The sequence below is a fragment of the Rhodococcus sp. NPDC057135 genome, assembly GCF_042670865.1.
Lineage (GTDB): Bacteria > Actinomycetota > Actinomycetes > Mycobacteriales > Mycobacteriaceae > Rhodococcus_F.
Genome location: NZ_JBHUUU010000010.1, coordinates 167,345 through 191,808, shown reverse-complemented (window position 1 = coordinate 191,808; position 24,464 = coordinate 167,345). Strand labels below are relative to the sequence as shown.

Below are 24,464 nucleotides of genomic sequence, written 5' to 3'. Positions count from 1 at the left end.
GATGATTCCTGTCATCGTCGAGCCGGGGGCTGCCACCGAAGGAGGTAGCGCTCGGCGAAATTCATGGCCTGGTTGAGGACGACTGCGACGATTGCGAGAAGGATCAGGATCGCGTAGACCGCTTCCATTCGGAACTGGGCCGAGTAGATCGACACAAGCTGGCCCAGCCCGTCCCGTGAGGAGATCAGTTCCGAACCGACCACGCCGAGTAGCGAATAGATCAGCCCCAACCGAAGACCGGCAAAAATGCCAGGGGTCGCGACGGGGAGAAGAATGTGCCAAAACACTTGCGTCTTACTGGCATTCAGAACGGTGGAAAGTCGGAGCCACTCGTCGTCGACCGACTTCACGCCGGCTCGTGCGCTCGAGCACACGATGAAGAAGACAAGTGTGAATGCGAGAGCGACCTTCGCCGTCATCGTGATCCCGAAAATGACGATAAGCAGAGGCGCCAGCGCAAGACGCGGCATGGCATTCGCAGCATCCAAAAACGGACTCATGATGCGTTCGAGGGTCGGGAGCAGGCCGAGTGAGAGTCCTACCGCCACCCCGACTGCACTCGCGAGGATCCAGGCGATCACGACGGCAGTCATCGTGGCGCGCAAGTTGGACGTAATCTCACCCGAACGCACCGCTGCGGTGAAGTAGCTCCACGCCTCTCCTGGAGTTTTCGCCAGAACCGGCTCGATCCAACCTTGTGATGCGACGAGCTGCCACGCTCCGAGTAACACCACAAGCAGCGCGACCTGGGCCAGTCGCACCACGATGGTGAGTCGAGTGCCGGCGCGACGTTGTCGAGCGGGCTTCGGCTCAGAGCGTGCCCGCCCCGCAGCTTTGGGTGACATAGCGCGGGATGACGCACTCGTGGAGATGGTTTCGGTCATTTCCGTGCCACCTCCCGAGTGCTCACAAGCGGCGATGGGTGCTCGACAAAAGCAGACGGGTGCGTCTGGTCGAATCTCCCCGGGTTGTTGCTCACTGCGTTCATATGTGAAGCAGATCACGCGATTATTCTTCCCGTCTACGCCACATTCGAGAGGTATGCCATAGGGTTTCCCTATGGCATGCGGGGCGCGGAACCGCGCGAGCACGCAGACTTCTACAGAGACGGGAGCCCCCCGATGGACCGACGTCACCTGGAATACTTTCTCGCCCTTGCTGATCGCGGCAGCATTTCGGCTGCTGCTCGCGGACTCGGAGTGAGCCAGCCGACCATCTCGGAGGCTCTGGGCAGAATGGAGAACGAGTGCGGGCTGGCGCTCGTCCGGCGCGGCTCGCGGGGAGTCACCTTGACCGACGCTGGACGTGCGCTCACCGGTCCGGCGGCTCAAGTACTTCGGGCGTACCGGGATCTGGATCACGCTTTACACCCATCGAACGTGGTGGAGCGTGGGCGGTTGACGATCGTGTGCCCGCGGACATTGGCGCGTGATCCAGCGGCCACAGCCCTGGGCGCATTCAAAAGCAAGTTTCCGAATGTTGCGGTGACGATGCTCAGCAACGACACCGACGGAATCGGAATGGTGGTCGCCTCGGGTCAGGCTGACGTAGGGCTCGGGGTGGACGAGGTGTTCGACGAAGGTGTTGAACGTAGCCTCCTCGGCCGGCAACGAATCGTGGCGCTGGTGCCGGCTGCACGAAGTAGAGGCGAGGGAGTATCTGAGTTGACCGATCTGTTGCGTATCGGCTTGATCACCAGTCCGCGGGGTGATGTGACTCGGCGACTACTGGCAGAACGCCTGGGCGAAGTGACCGTGGACGAGGCGGTGGTTGCGGAGACCATCTCTGCGGCCTCGATGATCCCCCTTGTACGCGCGGGAGTCGGAGTCGCATTCCTTCCCGAATCCGTCGCCGATACCGTCGGAGAAGGCGTGGTGCTGTGTCGTACTCGGCCCCCGCTCAGTCGAGATATGTGGATGTTTCACGGTTCGACGCCATCGCCTGCGGCACAAGCGTTTATCGAGACGACTACTCGCTTAGTTGACGAAGGCGGACTGGGGAATGCCGGATGAGCAACTTCGGAGAGTCTCCGGCGCCGCGAATCGATCCGCGGCAACTTCAGGACTTCCTTGCGGTCGTCGAACACGGCAGTATCACGGCGGCAGCGGCGTACCGATTCACGGGAACATCGAGTGTCTCTCAATCAATTGCGCGACTCGAAAGGCGCGTCGGGGGAAAGCTTTTCAACCGCGGACGGGCAGGGGCGACACTGACTGCGCGCGGACGGAATTTCATCGATCCAGCACGCGATGCGCTGGCCGCACTCGACCGACTGGTGGTTGAGAGCGAGTTTGTGCTGTCGGCATTCCCCCACCTCAGTGTCGCCACGACAGCGAGCCTTGCGGACGATCCCACCGCGGAACTGCTCGGAGCGCTGCGTACAAAGGTGCCGAACCTGAGAATCACCATCTCGGATCCGCCTGGGTCATCGGTGGCCGATGCGATTCACCCGGTCATGGCCGGTACAGCTGACGTGGCAATAATGGAGTCGCCGCCTACCGGTGTCCCGGGGACGCGGATGGTGCGCCTGCCGGACCACAACTTGCGGCTCGTCTGCCCTCCTGGCACTCCAGCCCCGGCTGACGGGGTATTCATCGGCGAAGACCTCATGCGTATCGGTCTGGTCGTCGCACCACGGTTCGAGACATCCGACGTCTATCGCCACTTGCGTTCGATCGAACCGCGGATCGACCACGCCTTCGTGATGAGGTCACAGCACCGCGATGCGTTCGCGGATTTCGCGTTCGAAGGGATCGGTGCTGTCATCCTCGAACTCGCCAGTGCTGAGCGCGCATCCGCACGCGGTTGCACTGTGGGCGAGATATTCGAACTGCCACCACGCAAGATCGCAGCCGTGGCAAGGGAAGGCCAGAACACCCAGATCGTCGAACATTTCTTACGGCTGTGCGCCGAGCAATCCAAGCCCTAGGCTGAGGCGATCTCGACCTGGGACTCCGGGCATTCGCGGCGACCGGTGGGCCCCGTCGAGAACGATGATTTGTCCACACATACAACACTTCTCGGATTCTTGGTATCTCCGAACAAAGCAGACGGTTCGCCTTCCGATGAATATGTAATATGCGTCACTCCGGGATCGACATTTCGACCGCATGGAGTCCACCCGCCGATCGCAGGAGGTGTCCCCGAGCGTTTGGTGACCGAACCCGTTTCATGATCGAACCCCCTGCATCGCAACCCGTTACGGGGTCCAGCCCTGGTTCGTGGACATTGTCATGAACTACCGCGATGCACCTACTCCGAGGATTTGCCGCAACTTCGAAAGGTTGACCTTCATGCGAAAATCTCTGAAACTGTTCGCGAATGCTGCAGCGACGGTTGCGCTGTGCGCGACACTCGGACTCACGGGCGCGGCTGGAACGGCGGCCGCCGATACGCCCGGCATTCCGAGCGTCGGGCACAACTGGGCGAGTGCAGGGCCGTACACGCCGAGTGTCTCGATCGGGCTGGTGCACACTCTGTACTACCCGCGTCAGCTCGGCGCACGCGGGGAGAAGCACCCGGTTGTGATCTGGGGGAACGGGACCGGCGTGCTCCCCGGTGCATACACTTCCTTGTTACGTCACTACGCGAGCCACGGATTCATCGTGGTCGCCGCCAACACCCCGGCAAGCAACTTCGCCGTCACCATGCGGTCGGGAATTGACCTCATCGCAGACAAAGCAGCCAGCCCATCGAGCGTCTTCTTCGGCAAAGTCGACCTGGAACACATTGGTGCGGTGGGGCATTCGCAGGGTGGGTCTGCGGCGATCAATGCCGCGATCGACGACCGCGTCGACACCGCCGTCGCGATCCAGCCGGGTCCGCTCAACGATGTCGACCTCATCGACGAGCCGGTTCTCTATCTCGCTGGTCAGGCCGACGCAATCGTTTGGCCGGCGATCGTGCGGGCGATGTACGAGGACGCCGACCACGTGCCCGCCGAGTATCTGGAACTGCGCGGCGCCACGCACTTCGGTACGGCGATCACCGGTGGCGATATGCGCGGACCGAGCACGGCGTGGCTGCGGTACTGGCTACTCGACGATCCGAACGCCCGCACCGAGTTCTTCGGAGCGAACTGCGGATATTGCACTGACACCCAGCAGTTCTCGGACTTCGACCGAAACGATCTGGCCCTGCAGATCCCGGGCTGACGGTCGCGAACACAATCGAGTTCGACTTCGGGACAGCCGGATTCGGGAAATAGTGCTCACGCCATCCCCCTCTCCGGTTGAACCTGCCCGTTGGTTTTTGTATTCACGGTCCCTCGATGCCTTGCGTGTTGTCGCCGCTAAATGCTGCGGACGAAGTCGTCTACGACGTTGACGGTGTGCCGACAGAGATGCGGGGGGATCGGGGAGCGGCGAGGGCCTGTGCCTGGATTTCGTAGCCGTGTGGGGACAGTTGCTGGAGGGCGGCGTTGTAGGCGCCGGTGCGATGCAGAATCGGCAGCGCGAGACGAGCGCCCTGAATGGCGAGATAGTCGCTTCGGTTCGATGTGCGCAGGCCGCAGGTGTGGCGGATGTGACGAGGGGTCAGGGCCAATGCCACCCGGCTGAGCATCGGATACAACCGAAGCAGTGCCGCATGACTGGGATCCGCGTTGGAGACCTTCGGGTACAACAGACCGTCCAGGGTGCGCCGAGTCTTCTCGGTGACACAGATCAAATGCTTCGAAGCCGCCCACAACTGGCGGTACTCGTCCCGCGTGTTCGGCAGTCGATTCGGAAACGACTGCGTATCGATACCGTGCTGTTGCGCCGACAGAAGTATCTCGTCGAAATCGACGCCGATCGTCTCGAATGCGATCGCAGCTTCTTTGAAGTACTGATCTTCCTCTGCCTGAGTCAGACCTCCGACAAGAGTGTCGTAGGCGTAGAACACCGAGTGCCAACTGAGCATGTGGTTGCCCAGTCGCAGATAGGGATCGAGCGCGCTGTAGGGACGGCCTGTCAACGGTTCCGTGCCCAGGATCCGCGCATGAAGTCGGTCCAAGCGAACATTCGCTTTCGCGACGGTGTCCGTGTCGGCGAAAACGACGGTCAAGAAATAGTGCATCGTTCGGTTGAATCGACCGAGCGGATCATCGCGTAACCGACTGAAATCGTCCAGGGCGGCCGCACCCGCAGCACTACCGACCATGTCGATGACGAACGAGCGCGTCACCCCGGGAATTGCAGCTGGGTGAGACCAGAGTTTCCAGGAGACGGAATCGGGGCCGAAGAAGCCGTCGTCCATCCGCTTCGTCGGAAGATCCATATGAAATTGCTGGTGGGTGTAGTCCTTGGTCATCGCAAGAGTCCCTTCGTGTCGTGCAACGCTGGACGCACGACTATCCAGAATCACAATGTTTCTGGTTGGTGAGAATACACAATGTTTCTGTATCGTCAACGGTATGGTGAGCCCATGACCGCCACCGCCCTCGACGGAACAAACGAAGATGCGGGCGAAGTCGCGGGAGCCGTACTGGGACTTTTGGCGGGTTCGGAAGTTGCGCCGTTGCCGCGTCACCGTCACCAACTCTCCCGCGATGACGTGCGCAAGTCTCAGATCGCCCGCATCCTCGCCTCCGCGATCGAACTTTTCGCCGATCAGGGATACGCCGAGACGAAAGTTCTCGATATCGCCAAACGTGCAGGGGTGTCTCGAAAGACTTTCTACGAGCTTTACGACAGCAAGGAAGATGTCTTCCTGGACACGTATCGTGCGGTTGTTCAGGTGTTGGTCGACGGCACAGCGCAGGGCGCCGACGAACACACGATCACTCCTGAGACGTTGCCGGCGATGGTCGAATCTGGGCTTGCGCTCCTCGTGTTGGCTCCGGCGGCTACCCGCATGTTCTTCCTCGAGGCTCTCGGTGCCGGAAGTCGTGTGCGGGCACGCCGGAATGAAGCGATCACTGAATTCGTCGCCGCACTCACTCCCCCGTTGCGGGCTCTTCGCGCCGAGGTCGAACCCGACTTGCCAATGTTGAGCTCACGACTTTGCCATGCCATCGCTGCCGCGATCATCGAGTTGATCGTCGAGTTTCTCGTCCATTCCGGGCCCGAACAAATACTTCAACTCGCACCCGAGATCACCCAGCTCATCGCAGCAATCGTGATACCGAACCACTACGCCGCGTTTGCCGAATCCGACAGGTCGGGAGTTGGCGAGGTCGGCCGTAACCTCGTCGATTAGGTCGGTCACCGCAGCGGGCTGGGAAACCGACAATGCGTGGCGTTCGGTGAGCGCGAGAAGCTCGGGTGGGTTCCATTCGATCGGTCATGCGAAGTTCGTTGTCTGGAAGCAAAGCAGTTGGGCAACAAAATCATTCACCTTCTCTTTCGCCGCCGACACCTACGTGACCTCATCGGCCGGATTCGATCGAACGGCCATGTATACCGCAATGCGCCCGTGGAAGAACCCGCTGCCGCTGCACCGGCTCCCGCGAGCGCAATCGGCTGCGCCACAACATGATGTGGGCATGCGGCGAGCGCGAAGCAGGCTTCATTCGCGAAGAACTATTTGATGGTTCGCCTGGTCGTGGCCGCCCCACCGCCGACCGGCCTGTCGGGTCGGGCCTGGTCAGTGATGGTGGAGGGCAAAGTCCGGGTCGGGGTGGTGTGCCCGTACTACGTCGCTATGATAGCCGTCACAGGGGGATGGAACTGGGCGCCGGGTTACACCCTCCTGATAGGGGATCGAACGAGCATGACTGCGCAGGATCTGGGTGCGCGTATGGAACGCGCCCTCAAGCGTGTCCGAGTCTCAACAGGTGCCTCCCTTGCTTTCGGTGGACCCGTCAACAGAGCCGGAAATCTACTTATCGAGCGCTTCGACGGTCCGAGCTTCGGCGCGCTTCCCGGATTGACGCTGGATCCGAGTGAGGGACTGGGCGGCAAGGTGGCCGTCATGTGTCGGCCCATCGCCGTGAACGACTATTTCGAGACCCAGGAGATCACGCACCGATACGACAAGGTCATCCGAGCGGAGCGCCTCAAAGCGCTCGTCGCCACACCGATCGTCGTCGGCCGTCAGACGGTGGGCGTCATTTATGGCGCATTCCGCACTTCCGAGGCCGTGGGCGGTCGCATCGAAGATGTTGTTGTGCAGGAAGCGCGGGCGCTCGAGCAAGAATTGGCTGTCAGCGCCGTGACTTCGACGAACGGCATGTTGACCGAAGTGGCGGAATCGAATGCGCGTTTGCGCGAACAGGTGCGATCGGTCTACGCGGAATTGCGGCTGCTTGCCGGCAGTGTTGGTGATGCTGATGTGCGTGAGGCACTCGTCAAGGCCACCGCGCGTCTGGTCGACGAGGGGGAACGCTCCGAGGAAAGCGTTCGCAGAGCTTCGCTGACCAAACGTGAAGTCGACGTCCTGACGGTGGCCGGCGCGGGTATGACGAACATTCAGATAGCTGGTGTGTTGGGTCTGGCTCTGTTCACGGTCAAGAGTTACATGAAGTCCGCTATGCACAAGCTCGGCGCGAGCACTCGGCTGGAGGCTGTTGTCCTTGCTCGTCGCGACGGGATGATTGCCTGACTGTTGGGGACAGACAAGAGGCGACAGGGTGGCGGGTAGCTGCCACGATTCGTACCCTCCGAAGAGGGGGCCGAGGGAACCTGGAATCGATACCCTCTTCGGAGGGTGGTGACAGTGCCGAACACGGGCAAAGCTATCCGTCTTTGTCGGATCTCCCAGGCCGCATCGTCGGCCCAAGACCTGGAGTGCGCATGATCATCCCGCTGACCATCAGTGATTTCCTGGACCGAGCGGTCACTGTCTACCCCGATCGGGTTGCCATCGTCGACGAGCCGGATCAGCCGGCGCAGTCGTGGGGCGAGATCACGTTCGCCGAGCTCGGAGACCTCGCTCGACGGCAAGCGGCGACACTCGACGAGTTGGGCGTACCGGTCGGTGGTCGGGTTGCCATCGTGTCGCACAACGCGGCCCGATTCCTCGCCTCGTTCTACGGTGTCGCCGGGTGGGGTCGGGTACTGGTGCCGATCAACTTCAGGCTCAGTGTTCCGGAGATCCAGTACATCGTGGAGCACTCGGGGGCCGAGGTCCTGTTGGTCGACCCCGAACTCGAACACCTGGTCGCCGAGGTGCCGTGCAAGCGCACGTTCGTCCTCGGCCGAGACGACACTCGGATCTGGGGGCCGAACCCCGATCCGAAGCCGTGGGTCGCGGACGCGGCTACGAAAGAGAACGCAACCGCAACGATCAACTACACCTCCGGAACCACAGCCCGTCCCAAAGGTGTGCAGTTGACGCACCGCAGTAACTGGATCAACGCGGTCGTGTTCGGTTGGCAGGCAACCGTTACCGATCGAGACGTGTACCTGCACACGCTGCCTACCTTCCATGCCAACGGCTGGGGACACCCCTTCGTCACGACGGCAATCGGCGCCAAGAGCATCGTCCTGCGCAAGGTGGACGGTGGGGAGATCCTGCGCCGCATCGAGGAGCACGGTGTCACGTATCTGTGTGCTGCGCCCGCCGTCGTCTCGGCAATCCTGGACGCTGCCAAGTCGTGGGACGGCGAGATTCCAGGGCGCGACCGCGTGCGCATCATCGTTGCGGGTGCCCCACCGCCTACCCGCACGATCGAGCGGATCAGGGTCGATCTGGGCTGGGAGTTCATTCAAATCTACGGTCTCACCGAGACATCGCCACTTCTCACGATGTCGCGCATGCGTGCCGAGTGGGACGATTTACCGGTGCCCGAGCAAGCTCGACTGCTCGGACGCGCGGGCGCCCCGGCCATCGGTGTGCAGATCAAGGTCGACGACACCGGTGAAGTGCTCGCACGGTCCAACCACATCCTCGCGTCGTACTGGGAGAATCCCGAGGCAACAGCGAGTGCGCTGGAGGACGACTGGTTCCACACCGGCGACGGCGGAACCTTCGACGACGGCTACGTCACGATCGCCGACCGGAAGAAGGACGTCATCATCACCGGCGGCGAGAACGTGACTTCGATCGAGGTCGAGGACGCGCTCATGTCGCATCCGTCGGTCAGGGAGGTCGCGGTCATCGGCATCCCGGACGAGAAGTGGGGCGAATTGGTGACGGCGCTTGTCGTGCTCGACGAGAGTGCGGAACCCGTCGACGAATCAGCACTCATCGCCCACTGCCGCACGCGGCTTGCCGGCTACAAGTGCCCGAAGCGGGTCGAGTTCCGCTCGGAATTGGCGCGCACTGCCACCGGAAAGATCCAGAAGTTCAAGCTTCGCCAGGAGTTCTGGCAAGGTCGGGATCGTCAAGTCAACTGACTCGACGGACGTTGCGGCGGTAGATGTCTGGTGGATATCTGACGATCAGATGACGACGTAGCCGTACATTCGTTCGCCCTGAGCCACAGCTCTGGCAGCCAATTCGGCGAAGGCGGTCAGGAACGGCACCGATTCCTCCGACGGTTCACTCGTCTCGTCGATCGCCCAGGCAGCCGCCGCAGCTGCGACGCCGTCGGCGTTCAATTCGGCTAGTGCATCACGCAATTCGTCGGAAACAGCGAGCACAAGGGTGTCGCCGTCCTCGCTCATTGCGACGAGTGTCCCGCGGCGTGAGCCTTTTGCCACCTCGTCGTAGGGGCGACCGGTGAGAGAGGCCTCGAGCCGGCCGAGTGAGACGGCCGGATCGATGCCCTTCGCCTGCAGAATTGGAGTCCCGCTCGCGGCCAACTGAATCCGCGGGCGGGTGGCGACGTCCGGAGAGGTTCGGTAGAGGGCTTCGTTGGCCTCGATCACTGCCGGATCCAGGTCGACGAGTCCTTCGAGTGCAGCAGCGGCGTGCTCATCTGAGGTTGCCGTGAAGTAGTCGGTGATGGCGGACATGGCGCGATCATTCCACACACGATGTGCACCAATGTCCCGGAGTCCTTCCGCGACTTGATTGATCGCCGTCAGGCAGGGCTTTTGTGTGCTTCCTCGATGGCCTTCGCGAAATGGCGAAGGCGGGGGCATTCGAGATCGGTACGCCACACGAGACCCAAAGCGGATTCGGGTAATCCATGGATCGGTACGAATCTGATGTCCGAGCGCTGGCTGTAGGCGGCAGTCGCGGCGCACAGGATGAGGCCGACCTGACTGAATGCGACCTGCGACAGGCCTTCCTGAACAGTGCTCGCCCCACCCTGCGTGGGAACCTTGGCTCCGCCCGGCGTTGTGCTCGGGGAATTGACACGCCGCCAATAGTCAGGGGCGGTTCCGGTGATGGGTACCAGGCATATCTGCGCTAACTGCTCGGCGTCGATCACGTCCAGTTCACTGAACGGGTGATGGACTGAGACGGCCAGCGTCTGGGCCTGTCGAGAAAAGACGAGCCCGGTTGTCAGCTCGGGTTCTTCTACGGGGAGCAGGGCAACCGCCGCATCGATTCGCCCGGCGAGTACGTCACTGAACGGATCACCCAGCGGTAGTTCTTTGATGGTCACGCATGTTTGCGGATGCTGTTTCTCGAAACGAGAGACGGCCGTCGCGATCGAATCGTAAATTGCTCCTTGGAAACCCACCCGAAGCGGTGTCGGTATGTTGCGCGCTTTCGTTTGAGCGTCCTCGATAACTCCGACGAGTGCTCTGTGGGCGGGAGCCAACGACTCGAGAAATTCGGCGCCGAATTCAGTCAGCTGCACGCGGCGACTGGTCCGCGCTACGAGGCTCGTGCCGATACGACGTTCCAAAGCGCTGATCAGTTGACTGACCCGGCTCTGGGAGATGAACAGCCGTTCTCCGGTGCGACCGAAGTGCAGTTCTTCAGCGAGAACGAGGAAGCACTCGATCTCACGCATCGGAGGCTCCGACATGCTTCACCCCGATCCTGGACTCACTCGACCACTCCATCATGGCTCATCGATGACTTGAGCTAATGGTTGGATGAGCAATTCGCCGTTGATCCGGTGACCTGCGAGGGCTTCTCTGGTTACATGCCCCACTCTGCATCCGCACAGAACAGCGCTGCGCCCACCTCCTCCACCCGCGCACACAGCGTCGAGAACCATTGGGCTGCCGTCGCCCTGATCGCAGCGTCCACATTCATCGTTGTCGCGGCGGAGATGATGCCCGTCGGACTTCTTACCCCTATCGGTGCCAGCCTGGTGGAGAGCGAAGGGACCATCGGGCTCTCGCTGGCCATCACCGGATTGGTGGCAGCGGCCACCGCGCCGTTCGTGCCCGTCGTGACCCGCCGCTTCGATCGTCGGTCGACGCTCGTCGTCTTGATGCTGTTGGTCGCAGCGGCGAACGCCCTCACGGCCCTTTCGCCGAGTTTCGCTGTCCTCGCTGTGGCTCGCGTCCTGCTCGGAGTGAGCATGGGCGGAGTTTGGGCACTCGCCGCAAGCCTGGCTCCTAAGTTGGTGGAGACCAGATCTGTCGGGTTGGCGACCACGATCATCTTCAGCGGAATCGCTGTTGCCTCAGTTCTCGGTGTTCCGGCCGGGACGTACATCGGGGCAGCGGCCGGGTGGAGCGTGGCATTCTGGACTCTCAGCTGCGCAGCGACGCTCATCGCGCTCGCCATGTTCGCTGTCCTGCCCACGATGCCTGCTGATCAAGCCCTGTCGCTCGGCAGTCTCGTGGAGGCTTTTCGGAACCCGGGAGTCCGGGTCGGAATCGCGATTACCGTTCTCCTCATCACCGCTCATTTCGCGGCCTACACCTATGTGCGTCCGGGGCTGGAGTTCTTCGCAGGGTTGAACGCTTCGCAGGTCGGCACGATGCTCCTGATCTACGGTGCATTCGGTGTCGTCGGCAACTTCATCGCCGGGCCGTCCGCCGCCAAGTCCCCGAAGATGGTGGTCGTCATCCTCAGCGTGGGAATAGCGTTGACACTCGCCCTGTTTCCGATCTCGGCTGCTACCTTGATCGCCGCCGCTTTGCTCATGGCGGCTTGGGGCCTCTTCTACGGTGGTGTGTCCGTGAGTACCCAGACATGGATCGCGCATGCAGCTCCCGCCCACCGAGAGGCTGCTTCGGCGCTGTGGGTTGCAGTCTTCAATGCAAGCATCGCCCTCGGCGCGTTCGCCGGCGGACGCATTCACGACTACGCCGGTTCCCAGTCGGTCTTCTGGATTGCAGCTGGAATCGCTGCTCTCGCAATTTTTCTCGCGACGGTCCGCAAACCCGTCGTAGCGGACATGAACTGACAACCTAGTCGACCACGCAAAACTTTCAGACAGGCAGGACAACAGATATGCGCGAGACACCCGATTCAACCTTCATGGACGTGGCCGAGATGCTCCGGCGCTACCGAGACAAATCGCTGTCGCCGGTGGAAGTGCTCGAATCCACTATCGAACGAATCGAGAGACTCAACCCAACCTTGAATGCATTGGGGCACACTTTCTTCGATGCTGCACGAGCACAAGCGAAGTCAGCGGAACGCCATTACGCCCGCGGCTCGGATGCGGGGCTTCTGCTCGCCGGGGTTCCCGTGGTCGTGAAAGAGGACGAACCGATTCAAGGACAACCGTGGACTCAGGGTTCCAAGGTCTATGAAGACGTGATTGCCACCCACACTTCGACTTTCGTGAAACGGATCATCGACGCCGGTGCGATCGTTCATGCGCGATCGACAGCCCCGGAATTCTCCTCGGCCGCGTTCACGCAGTCCGAACTGTGGGGAGTGACTCGCAATCCGTGGAACACGGAATACTCCTCCGGTGGTTCGTCCGGCGGGTCAGCAGTCGCACTTGCCACCGGTATGACGCACTTGGCCACCGGTTCCGACGTTGCGGGATCGATCAGGACTCCGTCGTCGTTCAACGGCATCGTCGGGTTCAAGCCGCCACACGGCCGTGTCCCGGTCGACCCGCCCTTCAACCTCGATCGCTACTGTCACTGCGGCCCGATGGCCCGCACCGTAAGCGATTGCCTCACAATGCAGTCCGTCATCGCGGGACCGACCTCCACCGACATCGCCTCGCACGTGCCGTCATCGCAACTGCCCGACCGTGCAACGCATTCATGCGCTGGAATGCGTATCGCGGTGATACCCGCATTAGGTGACTGGCCGGTCGATTCGGACGTCGCCGCCAACACCGCGAAGTTGGTGGATACCCTCACTGCGCTGGGCGCACGCGCCGAGATCGTCGAAGTCGACCTGTCCCGCACCGCCGTCATGCGCGCTGCCGCCATTCACTACGAGCACGTGTTCGGTGCCTCGATTGCCGCCGAGGCATCCGCGCACCCCGACAAGGTCACGGAGTACGCGAAGGAATTTGCCCGATGGGCACGCCACACCCGTGGTGACGCGACTTTTCTCGACGGACTCGCGATCGAAGCCGAACTGTATTCATCGATCGGATCCCTGTTCGACACCTATGACGCATTGATCACTCCGGCAGTGGCGACGGACGGCTTTCTTGCCGGTGACGACTACGTCGGGCACGGAATCGAAGTGGCTGGAACCGAATTGGAGTACTACCTCGAGGCCGTACCGGCCATCACCTTCAACATCCTGAGCAGCTGCCCGGTGCTGACAATCCCCACCGGTTTGGCTCGGAACGGAATCCCAACGGGCACACAGATCGTCACGCGGCCGTACGACGACCACACGGCCTTCGCGATTGGTCTCGCCCTCGAGGAGGTCCTGCCCTATCTCAGTACTCATCCGGACTGTCATGCCTTCGCGTGAGAATCTCGGGCAGGCGAGTGAAATCACGCCACGCAGAATTCGTTGCCCTCGGGATCGGCCATGATCACATGGTGACCCTCGAATCTTTCCAATTCTGATGCGCCCGCGCGTAGTAGCCGCTGGACCTCGCGAAGGATTGTCGCCCACTTCTGAGCCGGGGTTCCGTCTCCGGATACCCGGAGATCGAGATGCAATCGGTTCTTGGCCACCTTGGATTCAGGAACCTGTAGTAGACAGAGTCGAGGAGCCACTCCGAGCGGGTGGTGCAACCAAGCGCCGCCCATCCCGTCGTCTTCGTCGTCGAAAGTGGCCAGCCACTCCTCCCGAGTCGAAAAAGGCTGCGGTGGTGGCTCATCGACGTATCCAGCGGCTATCTTCCAAAATGTAGCCAAGCGGTCGGGGTCTGTGCAATCCATCGTCAGATCGACTCGAGTGAGCATCTGTCGATGTTAACGCCCAAGACAATCGAGTGCCGGGAGGGAGGAAGCTTGCGGCATTCTTCGGAACCAAGATGCTCGCCGCTATTGCTGCGTTCGCTGAACGGCTGAAGCGGATCCGGGTGAATCCAGTACACGGTGCCCTGAGTGCGCCCATCGAGATCGACTCGTTGACTCATGCCGCCTGAAGATTGCGCGGTGAGTGCGACGTGGGCGGTCCACCGTTCCGTCGGCGGCTCGATCCTCAGCAGCAAAAGATACTCGAACAGTCGCGTGTGGTGTTGATCCCGTGTTCGGCCCTGTGCCAATGTGCAGGAGGACGTCACCGCAACCGCCGTCGGGGTCGCGTGCGGGAATGTCGAACAAGCCGATCGTTCGGATCGCTATCATTCTGGCTACGCCCGCCGACCGGGCCGGGATCTCGAGGAGACGCGTGAACCACACCACGACTGAATCTACTGCCGTGCCGCCCGCGTCGTGGCTGCCGATGAAGTACCCCCGGCGTGGCGGTTTTGTCGCCGACGTGGCACCGGTCGATCCCGCAGCTGGTGCCGAACTCGATCGACAATTCGACATCGACGACCAGTTTCGCGAATTCAGTTCAGCGTATTTGGTCAATGATCCTGATCCTGACGAGCTCACCCTCGCCGCCCGGAAGTATCAATCCGGTGAGATCTCTGCTGTCGGTGCGGCCGCTTTGTACTGCATACTCGGCCGCTACGCGGACAATGACCGGCAACAATCGACACTTCTCGTGGACGGGTTGGTGGCACGGCACGGGTTGGTCTTCGCGGTCGAAGCACTCTTGGAATGGGCCGACTTGCGGTTCGTCCATGTTTCGGTGCCTGTGTCAGAGCTGGGACCCGACGCGGTAATTGTAGTGGCGAACTTTGGCGGTGAGTCGCCAACCGCGGGATACAAGATGCCTGAGTATGTACTGCGCGAGAAGCTCGGGCGGACGGACGAACCTGATGCGCAAGTGGTCCGAGAGCACATGCTCGACCGTGTGCGCGGCCTGTTGGCGACAGCCTCTGACGAGGACTACGCTGCAGCCCGAGAGGTGGCGTCGTCGATGCGCACCAACAGCACCCGCCGTTTGACGGCGTCGTACATCTTTCCGACCGAGGAAGGGTGGTCGGAAGAACTCATCATGGGAATGCACGCTCGGTGGTATCACTGGAACACTCAGCTGACGGTTTCGTCGAACACGGTCCAGCAGCTCGAACGGGTGACCGACTCACACGGAATGCGCAGTTGGCTCGAGGACGACGCGATGGTTGCCGCAGTAGTGGACGGCATAGGTGCAGGTCTTACCGGAGTGTTGGTCGATGCGTTCGACAAACCAAACCAGTACGGACACATGAGGGACGAGGCGACGCTGCTTCGTATCCTCTGGGCACTCTCGGCGATACCCACCGACGAAGCGTTCACTGCTCTGGTGGAACGTCGCCACGTGAAGAGTGCATTGCCCGCGGTTCTACACGCAATGCAACATTACCCACGTCGAGCATTGAAGATATTGGCAGAGAAGGATATCGACCTGCTGGACCGTCACGTGAGGGCGAATCCCGACATTGCCGCCGAGCTGTCTCCTACCCTTCCCGAGCCTGCACGGCGAAGGATCGCCGAATTGTCGACGCCGACGCCCGAGGCCACGGATCTTCCGGCCATTCTCGTCGCGCCGCCATGGTCGAACAGAAAGAAGGCGCTCGACGTCGCGGTGATCGGTGATCTTGTTGCTCCCGAGATCAGCCGAATAGTCTGGCTTCCAGGTGAACTCGAACAAATCAAGAACACCCCGAGCGACTACTCCTACACCACGTGGGAAAATTACAAGCAGTATGTACAGGATGTATCACCGCGTTCCGCCCATGACTGGAACACCTGGGTGATTTTTCTACTGGCCCCAGACGAAATCGCACGCCCGTTCCTGACGGACTGGCCCGGAACTTCCCTCAAGGATCCACTTCGCGTCGTCGCTCGCTATGAACTCGATGCGCTTCCGCTGATGCTGCGCTTCACTCGCGCTCATCCGGGTGCCGCGGCACCGTACTTGATGCCATATGTTGATATCGACGTCGCGCGCGTGCATGCGACGATGTTTGCCACCAGGAAGAATCTCCGCAAACCAGCGATGGCGTGGCTCGTTCGACACGCTGAAGATGCAGTGTCACTACTCGTTCCGGACGCAGTGGGCCCGGCAGGGGCTCAACGTGATCATGCTGCCGCCGCCCTGCGTGCGCTCGCCAGGACAACCTCACGCGAGACGGTGGTCGACGGAGCGAACCGGTACGGACCCGAAGCCGCGCAGGCAGTCGCCGGCATTGTCGACCTCGATCCGCTCGAGATGCTTCCCAAGCGGATACCGAAAATTCCGGTCTGGGTAGATCTCTCGTCACTTCCACCGATCCTGAACGTGAACCGATCAGCCGCACTGCCGGCATCGGCGGTGTCGACGATCCTGACGATGTGCGCAATCGGAACCGCGGACGCTCCTTACGCCGGACTCGATGTAGTAACCGCGTACTGCGACCGACCGTCGCTCGCCGAGGCCGCGTGGGAACTGTTCGAACGATGGTGGGGTGCCGGCGCTCCGTCGAAGGACAACTGGGTAATTCTTGCGCTGGGTTGGCTCGGTGATGATTCAACCGTGACAAGGTTGGCGCCCCTCGTCAGACGATGGCCAGGTGAGAATGGTGCAGCACGAGCGCAACTCGGTCTCGATGCATTAGCCGCACAAGGATCAGCCCGCGCGTTGACAGAACTCGATCACATCTCGCGAAAAATGAAGTTCAAGTCGTTGAAGAACGGAGCGGCACAACGCGTTGCAGAGCTCGCCGACGGTCTCGGGCTCGATCGAGAACAGCTGGCCGACCGGATCGTTCCTGATCTCGATCTGACGCCGGACGGCACTATGAATTTCGACTATGGGCCGCGGATGTTCACTGTCGGTTTCACGGAAGCTCTCGTGCCTTATGTGCTCGACGGAGGGGGTAAGAAGACGTCAGGGCTGCCCAAACCCACCAGAAATGACGACGTTGTTCTCGCCGAGAGTGCGAAGAAGCGGTTCACCGAGCTGAAGCGAGAAGCGAAAGCTGTTGCTGCCGAGCAGATCAAACGCCTGAATCGTTCGATGGTTACCGGGCGGCGCTGGACTGGGACAGAATTCGACGACTTCGTACTCGGCCATCCGCTGCTGATTCACGTCGCTCGTCGACTGCTGTGGGCATCGTTCGATGACAGCGGTCTGCCGACGGTCGTGTTCCGGGTCGCTGAGGACAGTACCTTGGCCGACATCGACGACCACACCGTAGAGCTGCCGGAGGGCCGGATCGGGCTCGTGCACCCCGCGCACATACCCGATACGGTGGGCACGTGGTCCGACGTGTTCGCCGACTACGAAATCTTGCAACCATTTCCACAACTGGGCCGTGCTGTCCACGATCCGCTACCCGATGACGTCGACGGGAGTGGTCTGAGTCGATTCACCGGAGTAACCGCCAGCCCCAGTCAGGCGCTGCGGTTGACGTACAGAGGGTGGGAACCGGTGTGGGAGAACCCCGCTTCCTGGGGACAAGGCCTGTTGTACCAGCTCAGCGACGACGTATCTGTTCTGCTGGGGCTGGAGCCAGGGATGGGGACGGGAGACCCCTACAACGGGTACCCCGATCAGAAGCTCGTTTCGGTGGATCTCCGCGGAGGGACTTTGAACGATGTCGATCGTGCGACGGTCTCCGAACTCATCGCAGACTTGGCAGAGTTCGCCTCGTGACCGCACGAGTGCAGCGCCCGCCGGCTGAGGAGCGGTTTGCCGAGGAACTCGCGCGTTTGGCCGAAGAAGACACCGGGCCGCGACCACCGGGGTGGCGTCTCACCCTCACGTCGGCGCGGACGTTCGTCATGGGCGACGTCGAGCTGGGAATAGCGCCGAAATACGTGGGCAACGCATCGCTCGTCGAGCGCTCACTCGTCACCTTGGCGACGACACGTGGATTGATGCTGGTCGGAGAACCTGGTACTGCCAAATCGCTGCTGTCAGAGCTGATCGCCGCTGCCGTCAGCGGGGATTCGACACTCACGATCCAGGGCGGTGCCGCAACGACCGAGGACCAGATCCGATATTCGTGGAACTATGCACTGCTCGTCGCGGAAGGCCCCTCGACTCGATCGATGGTTCCGGCGCCGATGATGCGTGGAATGGCAGAGGGACGCATCGTGCGCTTCGAGGAGATTACGCGGTGTCCGCTCGAAGTACAGGACACCCTGTTGTCGTTGCTGTCCGAACGGGTGCTCGCAGTCCCGGAACTTTCCGGCGACGACGCAATGGTCTATGCCCGTGAGGGTTTCAATGTGATCGCCACCGCAAACACACGTGACCGTGGAGTCAACGAGATGAGCGCCGCACTCAAACGGCGCTTCAACTTCGAGACCGTGCACCCGATCACCGATTTCGACACGGAAGTCGAACTCGTGCGAACCGAATCGGCGGCCTTGCTGCGTGCTTCCGGTGTAGCCGCAGAACAAGATCCGGCAGTGACCGAGTTGCTGGTCACGCTGTTTCGTGACCTACGTACGGGATTCACCGCGACCGGATCGCCGGTCGAGCGACTGTCATCGGTGATGAGCACTGCTGAAGCAGTGTCCCTTGCGCATGCCACCGGTATTCGTGGGTGGTTCTTGCGAGGAGACGCCGGTACCGTCACCGACCTCGCCGAGTCCCTGGCCGGTACGGCGACGAAAGACAACAGTGAGGATGCTGCCCGGTTGCGCCGCTACGTCGAGAAACTGGGGTCGCAGCGGACGAGTGCGGCATGGCAAGAGCTACGCCGGGCGCATGCACGACTGACCGGACCGTGAGCGTCGCTGAGGTGGACGCTGGTCGCGACGTCGTGGTGATCGGGATTCGGCACCACAGCCCTGCATGTGCTCGGATCGTGGCGGAGACCATTGAGCGCCTGAAGCCGACGCACGTCCTGATCGAGGGCCCCGCAGACTTCACCGATCGAATCGATGAACTGAAACTCGATCACAAGTTACCGATCGCGTTGTACTCCCACGTGCGACGTGGAGCGCACACGCGCGTGACATGGGCTGCCTTCACCGATTGGTCTCCCGAATGGATCGCGCTCCGGTCGGCCTCCAAGGTGTCGGCGGAGGTTCGGTTGATCGATCTTCCTGCCTGGCACCCTGCTTTCGACGGGCCGCCGGACGAGTACGGTGCGGCCGCAGCAGCATTGGCGACCCGGCTGGGCCTGGACACGGTCGACGCGATGTGGGATCACGTCGTCGAGTCGCGCGCCGAGACGCTCACTGTCGAGGAATTGACTGGCATCCTCGATGACTACTTCGATGCGATCCGGGTAGATGACGCCACAGTGTCCGAGCGCGAACAGTACATGGCGGCGTGGGTACGGGCCGCTCGCGAGCGCCCCGGAAGCGGTGCTGTCGTTGTCGTCTGCGGCGGGCGTCATCGGCCGGCGATCATGTCCGAACTGGCTCGCGGTAAACCGACCGACGGATTCTGGCCCGCTGTTCCGACCGCGGGCCCTGATGTCGACATCGGCAGTTACCTGGTCCCCTATTCTTACAGTCGTCTCGACCTGGAATCACCGTGGTGGTACGAGAAGCTTTGGCAGGCAACGACATCGGCCGGGGAGGTCGCAGCCGAGGCGATCGTTCGTGATTTGCGATCCCAGAATCATCGAGTCTCGACAACGGATTTCATCGGATTCCGTACGCAGATACTCGGACTCGCCGCGATCCGTGGTCACTCGCTGCCGACGCGACGAGACGTATTAGATGCTGCAGCAAGTACATTGGTGGGTGAGGCGTTGGCATCGCCGCTGCCTTGGACACTCGCCGGGGAACCTCGAGGGCCCGAACCAGACCCCGTCATCTCGGCCTGTATGCGCACGATGCGAGGTGATCGGCGTGGCACGCTGCACCCTGATTCACCGGTACCGGGATTGGTTCGTCACGTCGATATGCTCCTCGAGGAGTTCGACCTCCTACCCGGTCCTGTTGTGCTGGACTTGGCTGACGAGCGTAGTCGTCGGTGTAGTCGTGTACTACACCAGTTGCGTGTGCTGGGAGTGCCAGGATTCGAGCGAACTGCAGGTCCAGGCAGTGGTTCTGCAGTGGTGTCTACAGAACAGTGGATGATTGTCGACTCCGCGGACCGTCTCCCGGTACTGGTCGAGGCTGCAGCCCAAGGCCATACTCTGGTAGAGGCAGCTGGGGCTACCCTGGAATCTTCGCTGACTTCGGCTGCGGCTGATGTCGAGCGTCTTGCGTACATTCTGTTCGATGCAGTTCTGTGTGGACTCGACTCGGTGGCTGACCGAACCGAGTCGATCGCATCTGAATCATTGAAGGGCGTAGGAGATCTCGGGGGCGTCGGTCTGCTGCTTCGGGCCGCTCTGGACCTGTGGCGGCACGATTCACTCTTCGGGAGCCGAGGGTCCACACTGCTCGGGGCGATCATTGATTCGGCGTCGTCGCAGGTCGTTGCCTTGGCGCATCGAGTTCGAGCCACGAACGGCGGCGCGGATCTTCCCCGAATATCCGCTCTCGCAGCGTTATCCGACGCGATGGAGTATGCGCCGGAGATCCTCTCGACTGATCCGACCGACGAACTGACCGCTCTGGCACGTGACAGCGGTGCCGCGGTCGACATCAGGGGGTCGGCCCTGGGAACGTCCTGGGATCGAATTCCTCCCGATGCAGCAGTCGACGCCGTTCGATCGATTCCTGCAGAACATCTCGGTGATTGGTTGTGCGGACTGTTCGGAGTAGCACGTGAGCGTTTTCTGGACACGGAGTCCAGCGACACAGTGTTGACCGCCGTTGACGAAATCGTGAGCAGACTGTCCGAACACGAGTTCCTGACAGCACTTCCCGCGCTACGGCAGTCCTTCGAATTTTTCCCTCCCCGTGAACGCGACATCATCGCACGCCGCCTGACAACGTCGTCACCAGAAGCTGCAGTCGTGAACTCTCTGGATGTCGGAAGGCAGCTCGACGCACGGGTGGACAACGCGCTTGCCCAGATCGGAATGCGATGAACATCGAACGATGGCGGCTGATCCTGGGTGACGCGTCGGCCGGAGTACTCGGTGATCCAACGGGCGATGCGGCTGAACGCGACGACGCGTTGGAGTGGCTGTACGGCCGTGACCCTGCGCGCAGCGCGCAGGGCGTTCGCGCGGGAACTTCCCGACTGCAGGGGACCGACTCCGTGACGTCTGGTGCCAACCTGGGTGTCGGAGATACGCCCGGTTCCCCCGGTGCGGTTCCGCCGAGTCGCAAGGATGGGCGGTATCGCCCCAATGGGCCCGGAGAAACGACGGTGACGGCCGTGGACTGGCTCGACGACATCCATCGTCTCTTTCCTCGAGAGACAGTTCATCGACTCGAACGCGACGCCGTGGAGAAATACGAAATCACCGAAGTGGTGACAGATTTGGAAGCGCTGCAGCGTATCGAGCCCAGCGTGACTCTGCTTCGTGCAGTGCTGCGTACCAAACACCTGATGGACCCCCGAGTTCTGACGATGGCAAAAAAGGCTGTCGACAATGTCGTACGCGAGTTGATCGAGAGGCTCTCGGTGGACGTCCGCAGGACTTTCCACGGCAAACGTAGCCGACATCGGACAGTGTTTCGTAACTCGCGCAATTTCGACTTCGAGGCAACGATTCGCGCCAATCTGCAGCATTGGTCACCGCAAGCACGCAAGCTCGCAATCGAAAAGCCGTTGTTCACTTCACGAACTCGTCGGCACACCGATACATGGACGTTGATACTGCTGGTCGACCAGTCCGGATCGATGATCGACTCTGTCATCCACTCGGCGATAACCGCTGCATGTTTCTGGAATGTCCCCGGTTTGAGGACTCACCTCATTGCATACGACACCAACGTTGTTGATCTCACGTCCGAGGTTCTCGACCCGGTCGAACTCTTGATGGGCGTCCAATTGGGAGGCGGGAACGACGGTGCAAAGGCTGTCGATTATGCAGCGCAACTGGTAGATACGCCGCGACGAACCATTGTTGTCATCATTTCCGACCTGTACGAAAGTGCACCGGATCGGTTCGTTCGGAGCGTTGCCGGCCTCACGGACAACGGCGTGCATGTTCTGGCGCTTGCTGCGCTCGACGATGCTGGTGACCCGGATTACGACCGTGAAATCGCCCGCCGTTTGACGCGACTGGGTGTGCACGTCGGCGCGATGACTCCCGGAGGACTGGCCGAGTTCGTGGCCGGTTGTATTCGATGACCACCCGGCCTGATCTGGCTGCGCTCACCGACGAAGCGCTTGCGCTGGTCGCCAATCGCGGGCTCGTCAAACGCGCCGCGCGTATGTTCGCCGACGAAACGCCTGAACTCTCTGTGACGAGCGAACGCATCCTCGTCCGGTACGGCGACGGTGTCGAGACCAGTCTTCCTGCCGGAGTTCCCTTCTTTGAAGCATCCTGCACGTGTGGCGCAAGCGCGGTGTGCCGGCACCGTGTCGGTCTCGTTCTCGTCTATCGCGCGAAACATGGGTCGAGGCTCGATCACATAGATTGGACACCAGGGGAATTCGACGACGAGGCGTTGGGAGCGTATCTCGGAGTGGCGGCACTGGCACGGGCGAATCGGACCAGGAGGGAGGGCTACCAAGCAACAGTGCATCGGGCTCGAGGATCGGATCCTGTGGTGCGAGTGGAACTGCCGCACTGCACTGTACGGTTCTTGGTCCCCCACGAACTGAGTCACGCCCATTCGTCGGCGTCTGCACACACGACGGCAGAAGCGATCGCACTTGCCGTGTGGGCGGTTCGGGCGGCGGACGAATCAGGAACTGACCATGTGCACGTCGGTCAGAGTTCCGTCGTGCGCGATGCAGATCGGAGTGCGATGGCAAAGAACTTGGCGCGGACGATCCTCGTGGACGGTCTCTCCACCACAACGACGGTGCAATACGCCACGGCGGTCAGAGTCGCACGCACCGTTGAGGCAGGTTCCGCAATCTGGTTGGCCGATGCGTGCATAGAACTGACCGACCAGATCGAGTCCTATTCGATGCGGCATGCCGGGCACAGTCGGACACGAGTGGCGATGATCATCGCCGAGATTCATGCGAGGGTCGAACTCGGTGAAGCGGCCGATTCAGCGCTTGCCGGGACAGCACTAGGGACCGAGACTCCCGGTGAAACTCCGCTGCGTCGTTCACGCCTGATCAGCCTCGGAGCGAGGGTGACGGCGACTGGCGATTCGACTACCGCCGATATCTACTTCGCCGAACCAGATTCGGACGCAGTCTTTCTCATGAGTCACGATTGGTCGAGTGAATCCGACGAGGCACTCTCCGGGTATGCGATCTCGACTCGCCGAATCGCCGGTTCGACGGTCGCCGCGTTGGCTTCATCGACAGTGCTCACAGAATCAGCGGTTCGCCGTGCCAACCACAGAATCCGCCTCGGGCGTAGAGGGATCGGGCGCACTTCCATTCTCCCCCTCGGCGTCGACGCGTGGGAAAAATCGATGAACGTGGTGGACGACTACGCCGAGATGCATCGCCGGTTCGTCGAGCGCACGCCGTCGTTCGCCCGAGCCCGGCTGACTACCGATGGCGTCGGAGTGATGCGAATAGATTCTGTAATCGGCACCGATTACACACCTGCAGAACAGATGTGGACAATGCAGGTCGGAGATGGGCGTGGCAACCACGCGCAGGTGAGCGTTGTACATCGAGCACACGCGCCCGGCGCAATCGACGCGATGGTCCGGGCAATGTCGGCACGTCCGCGGGCCGTGAGCGGTCGGCTGACTGTCCGAGCAGGTGCGTTGTGGATGACCCCGTTCGCTATTGCATGCGACCTCGGTGTCATCGTCCCCGATCTCGAAGAAGGCGTCGGCACTGCGGCGATGACTCGCGCAGTCACTACGGGGGGTGCGGACGCAATCGACAGTGCCCTGGAGGGCGCCCTGTCCGTGCTCGCGGACATCGCTCACCGTGGGCTGAGAAATGCGGGGCAACCCACCATTTCTGCACTGCGTCGTTGTGCTGCAGAATTATCCGTGGTCGGTATGAGTTCGACGGCGCGAGCGGTGGAACGTGTAGCCGATACGATTTCGTTCGGTGAGCTGGAGGCGTCGGCAGATGCGTGGGTTCATGCCGTGATCCGGATCGTCACGGCCATCGAATCACGTTGAGACACCCGGCTTTGCCTCGCTGCGACCCCGTGTGATGGGTGTGTGCCGGGTGATTGGCCTTACTCATCCACTCCACAGAGCTCGGTTTCATACCAGCGCTTCTTGGCGTTCCAGCGATCAGCCTGCCTGCAGGCTTCAATTCTGACGGGCTCCCAATACGTATACAGGTTCTGGCTCGCAGTCATGCCGATCTGGACCTGTTGCAACTTG

18 protein-coding genes are annotated in these 24,464 nt (G+C 61.5%); 13 read left to right on the top strand and 5 right to left on the bottom strand.

Annotated features, from left to right (window positions below):
* Positions 1-11 precede the first annotated feature (11 nt).
* Positions 12-884 carry an ABC transporter permease gene (locus ACFT1A_RS20175; protein WP_378448450.1) on the bottom strand — a complete coding sequence of 291 codons (873 nt, stop codon included), beginning with the start codon at positions 882-884 and terminating at the stop codon, positions 12-14.
* A 237-nt stretch (positions 885-1,121) separates the two neighbouring features.
* Here ACFT1A_RS20175 and ACFT1A_RS20170 point away from each other — a divergent pair, with 237 nt between their 5' ends.
* From ACFT1A_RS20170 to ACFT1A_RS20160, 3 genes are all read left to right on the top strand, one after another.
* Positions 1,122-2,012 (top strand): LysR family transcriptional regulator, encoded by an 891-nt coding sequence (locus tag ACFT1A_RS20170; RefSeq protein WP_378448449.1) that lies wholly within the window; start codon positions 1,122-1,124, stop codon positions 2,010-2,012.
* Positions 2,009-2,929 carry a LysR family transcriptional regulator gene (locus ACFT1A_RS20165; RefSeq protein ID WP_378448448.1) on the top strand — a complete coding sequence of 307 codons (921 nt, stop codon included), beginning with the start codon at positions 2,009-2,011 and terminating at the stop codon, positions 2,927-2,929. Before ACFT1A_RS20170 ends, ACFT1A_RS20165 begins: the two co-directional genes overlap by 4 nt.
* A gap of 364 nt (positions 2,930-3,293) precedes the next feature.
* Positions 3,294-4,154: an alpha/beta hydrolase family protein gene (locus ACFT1A_RS20160; protein ID WP_378448447.1), complete on the top strand. Its 861-nt coding sequence runs from the start codon at positions 3,294-3,296 to the stop codon at positions 4,152-4,154.
* A gap of 160 nt (positions 4,155-4,314) precedes the next feature.
* On the opposite strand, the gene ACFT1A_RS20155 is transcribed toward ACFT1A_RS20160, so the two are convergent.
* Positions 4,315-5,292 carry an oxygenase MpaB family protein gene (locus tag ACFT1A_RS20155; protein ID WP_378448446.1) on the bottom strand — a complete coding sequence of 326 codons (978 nt, stop codon included), beginning with the start codon at positions 5,290-5,292 and terminating at the stop codon, positions 4,315-4,317.
* A gap of 114 nt (positions 5,293-5,406) precedes the next feature.
* Between ACFT1A_RS20155 and ACFT1A_RS20150 the strand changes: the two genes are divergently transcribed.
* The 3 genes from ACFT1A_RS20150 to ACFT1A_RS20140 all read left to right on the top strand — a co-directional run bounded on the left by ACFT1A_RS20150 (position 5,407) and on the right by ACFT1A_RS20140 (position 9,260).
* Positions 5,407-6,180, top strand: a complete 774-nt coding sequence (locus tag ACFT1A_RS20150) for a TetR/AcrR family transcriptional regulator (RefSeq protein ID WP_378448445.1) — start codon at positions 5,407-5,409, stop codon at positions 6,178-6,180.
* Between the two features lie 513 nt (positions 6,181-6,693).
* Complete coding sequence (locus ACFT1A_RS20145) at positions 6,694-7,524, top strand: LuxR C-terminal-related transcriptional regulator (protein WP_378448444.1); 831 nt, start codon at positions 6,694-6,696, stop codon at positions 7,522-7,524.
* Between the two features lie 191 nt (positions 7,525-7,715).
* The gene (locus ACFT1A_RS20140; RefSeq protein ID WP_378448443.1) at positions 7,716-9,260 is read left to right on the top strand and encodes an AMP-binding protein; all 1,545 of its coding nucleotides are present in this window, start codon (positions 7,716-7,718) and stop codon (positions 9,258-9,260) included.
* A 45-nt stretch (positions 9,261-9,305) separates the two neighbouring features.
* On the opposite strand, the gene ACFT1A_RS20135 is transcribed toward ACFT1A_RS20140, so the two are convergent.
* Both ACFT1A_RS20135 and ACFT1A_RS20130 read right to left on the bottom strand, forming a co-directional pair.
* On the bottom strand, positions 9,306-9,821 hold the full coding sequence (locus ACFT1A_RS20135) for a hypothetical protein (protein ID WP_378448442.1): 516 nt from the start codon (positions 9,819-9,821) through the stop codon (positions 9,306-9,308).
* Between the two features lie 68 nt (positions 9,822-9,889).
* Positions 9,890-10,789, bottom strand: coding sequence for a LysR family transcriptional regulator (locus ACFT1A_RS20130; protein ID WP_378448441.1), 900 nt, complete (start codon positions 10,787-10,789; stop codon positions 9,890-9,892).
* Positions 10,790-10,909: 120 nt separating this feature from the next.
* Between ACFT1A_RS20130 and ACFT1A_RS20125 the strand changes: the two genes are divergently transcribed.
* Both ACFT1A_RS20125 and ACFT1A_RS20120 read left to right on the top strand, forming a co-directional pair.
* A complete protein-coding gene (locus ACFT1A_RS20125; protein ID WP_378448440.1) occupies positions 10,910-12,127 on the top strand; it encodes an MFS transporter in 1,218 nt (405 codons plus the stop codon).
* 47 nt (positions 12,128-12,174) lie between these two features.
* The gene (locus ACFT1A_RS20120; RefSeq protein WP_378448439.1) at positions 12,175-13,617 is read left to right on the top strand and encodes an amidase; all 1,443 of its coding nucleotides are present in this window, start codon (positions 12,175-12,177) and stop codon (positions 13,615-13,617) included.
* Between the two features lie 23 nt (positions 13,618-13,640).
* Here the strand turns inward: ACFT1A_RS20120 and ACFT1A_RS20115 are convergent, their stop codons facing one another.
* Positions 13,641-14,057 (bottom strand): VOC family protein, encoded by a 417-nt coding sequence (locus ACFT1A_RS20115; RefSeq protein ID WP_378448438.1) that lies wholly within the window; start codon positions 14,055-14,057, stop codon positions 13,641-13,643.
* Between the two features lie 430 nt (positions 14,058-14,487).
* Between ACFT1A_RS20115 and ACFT1A_RS20110 the strand changes: the two genes are divergently transcribed.
* The 5 genes from ACFT1A_RS20110 to ACFT1A_RS20090 are packed head-to-tail and all read left to right on the top strand — an operon-like array spanning position 14,488 to position 24,254.
* Positions 14,488-17,826 carry a DUF4132 domain-containing protein gene (locus ACFT1A_RS20110; RefSeq protein WP_378448437.1) on the top strand — a complete coding sequence of 1,113 codons (3,339 nt, stop codon included), beginning with the start codon at positions 14,488-14,490 and terminating at the stop codon, positions 17,824-17,826.
* Positions 17,823-18,911 (top strand): AAA family ATPase, encoded by a 1,089-nt coding sequence (locus ACFT1A_RS20105; protein ID WP_378448436.1) that lies wholly within the window; start codon positions 17,823-17,825, stop codon positions 18,909-18,911. The genes ACFT1A_RS20110 and ACFT1A_RS20105 overlap by 4 nt, the downstream gene beginning before the upstream one ends.
* Positions 18,908-21,118 carry a DUF5682 family protein gene (locus tag ACFT1A_RS20100; protein WP_378448435.1) on the top strand — a complete coding sequence of 737 codons (2,211 nt, stop codon included), beginning with the start codon at positions 18,908-18,910 and terminating at the stop codon, positions 21,116-21,118. The genes ACFT1A_RS20105 and ACFT1A_RS20100 overlap by 4 nt, the downstream gene beginning before the upstream one ends.
* A complete protein-coding gene (locus ACFT1A_RS20095; RefSeq protein WP_378448434.1) occupies positions 21,115-22,332 on the top strand; it encodes a VWA domain-containing protein in 1,218 nt (405 codons plus the stop codon). The genes ACFT1A_RS20100 and ACFT1A_RS20095 overlap by 4 nt, the downstream gene beginning before the upstream one ends.
* Complete coding sequence (locus ACFT1A_RS20090; RefSeq protein ID WP_378448433.1) at positions 22,329-24,254, top strand: hypothetical protein; 1,926 nt, start codon at positions 22,329-22,331, stop codon at positions 24,252-24,254. The genes ACFT1A_RS20095 and ACFT1A_RS20090 overlap by 4 nt, the downstream gene beginning before the upstream one ends.
* The last annotated feature ends 210 nt before the right edge of the window (positions 24,255-24,464 follow it).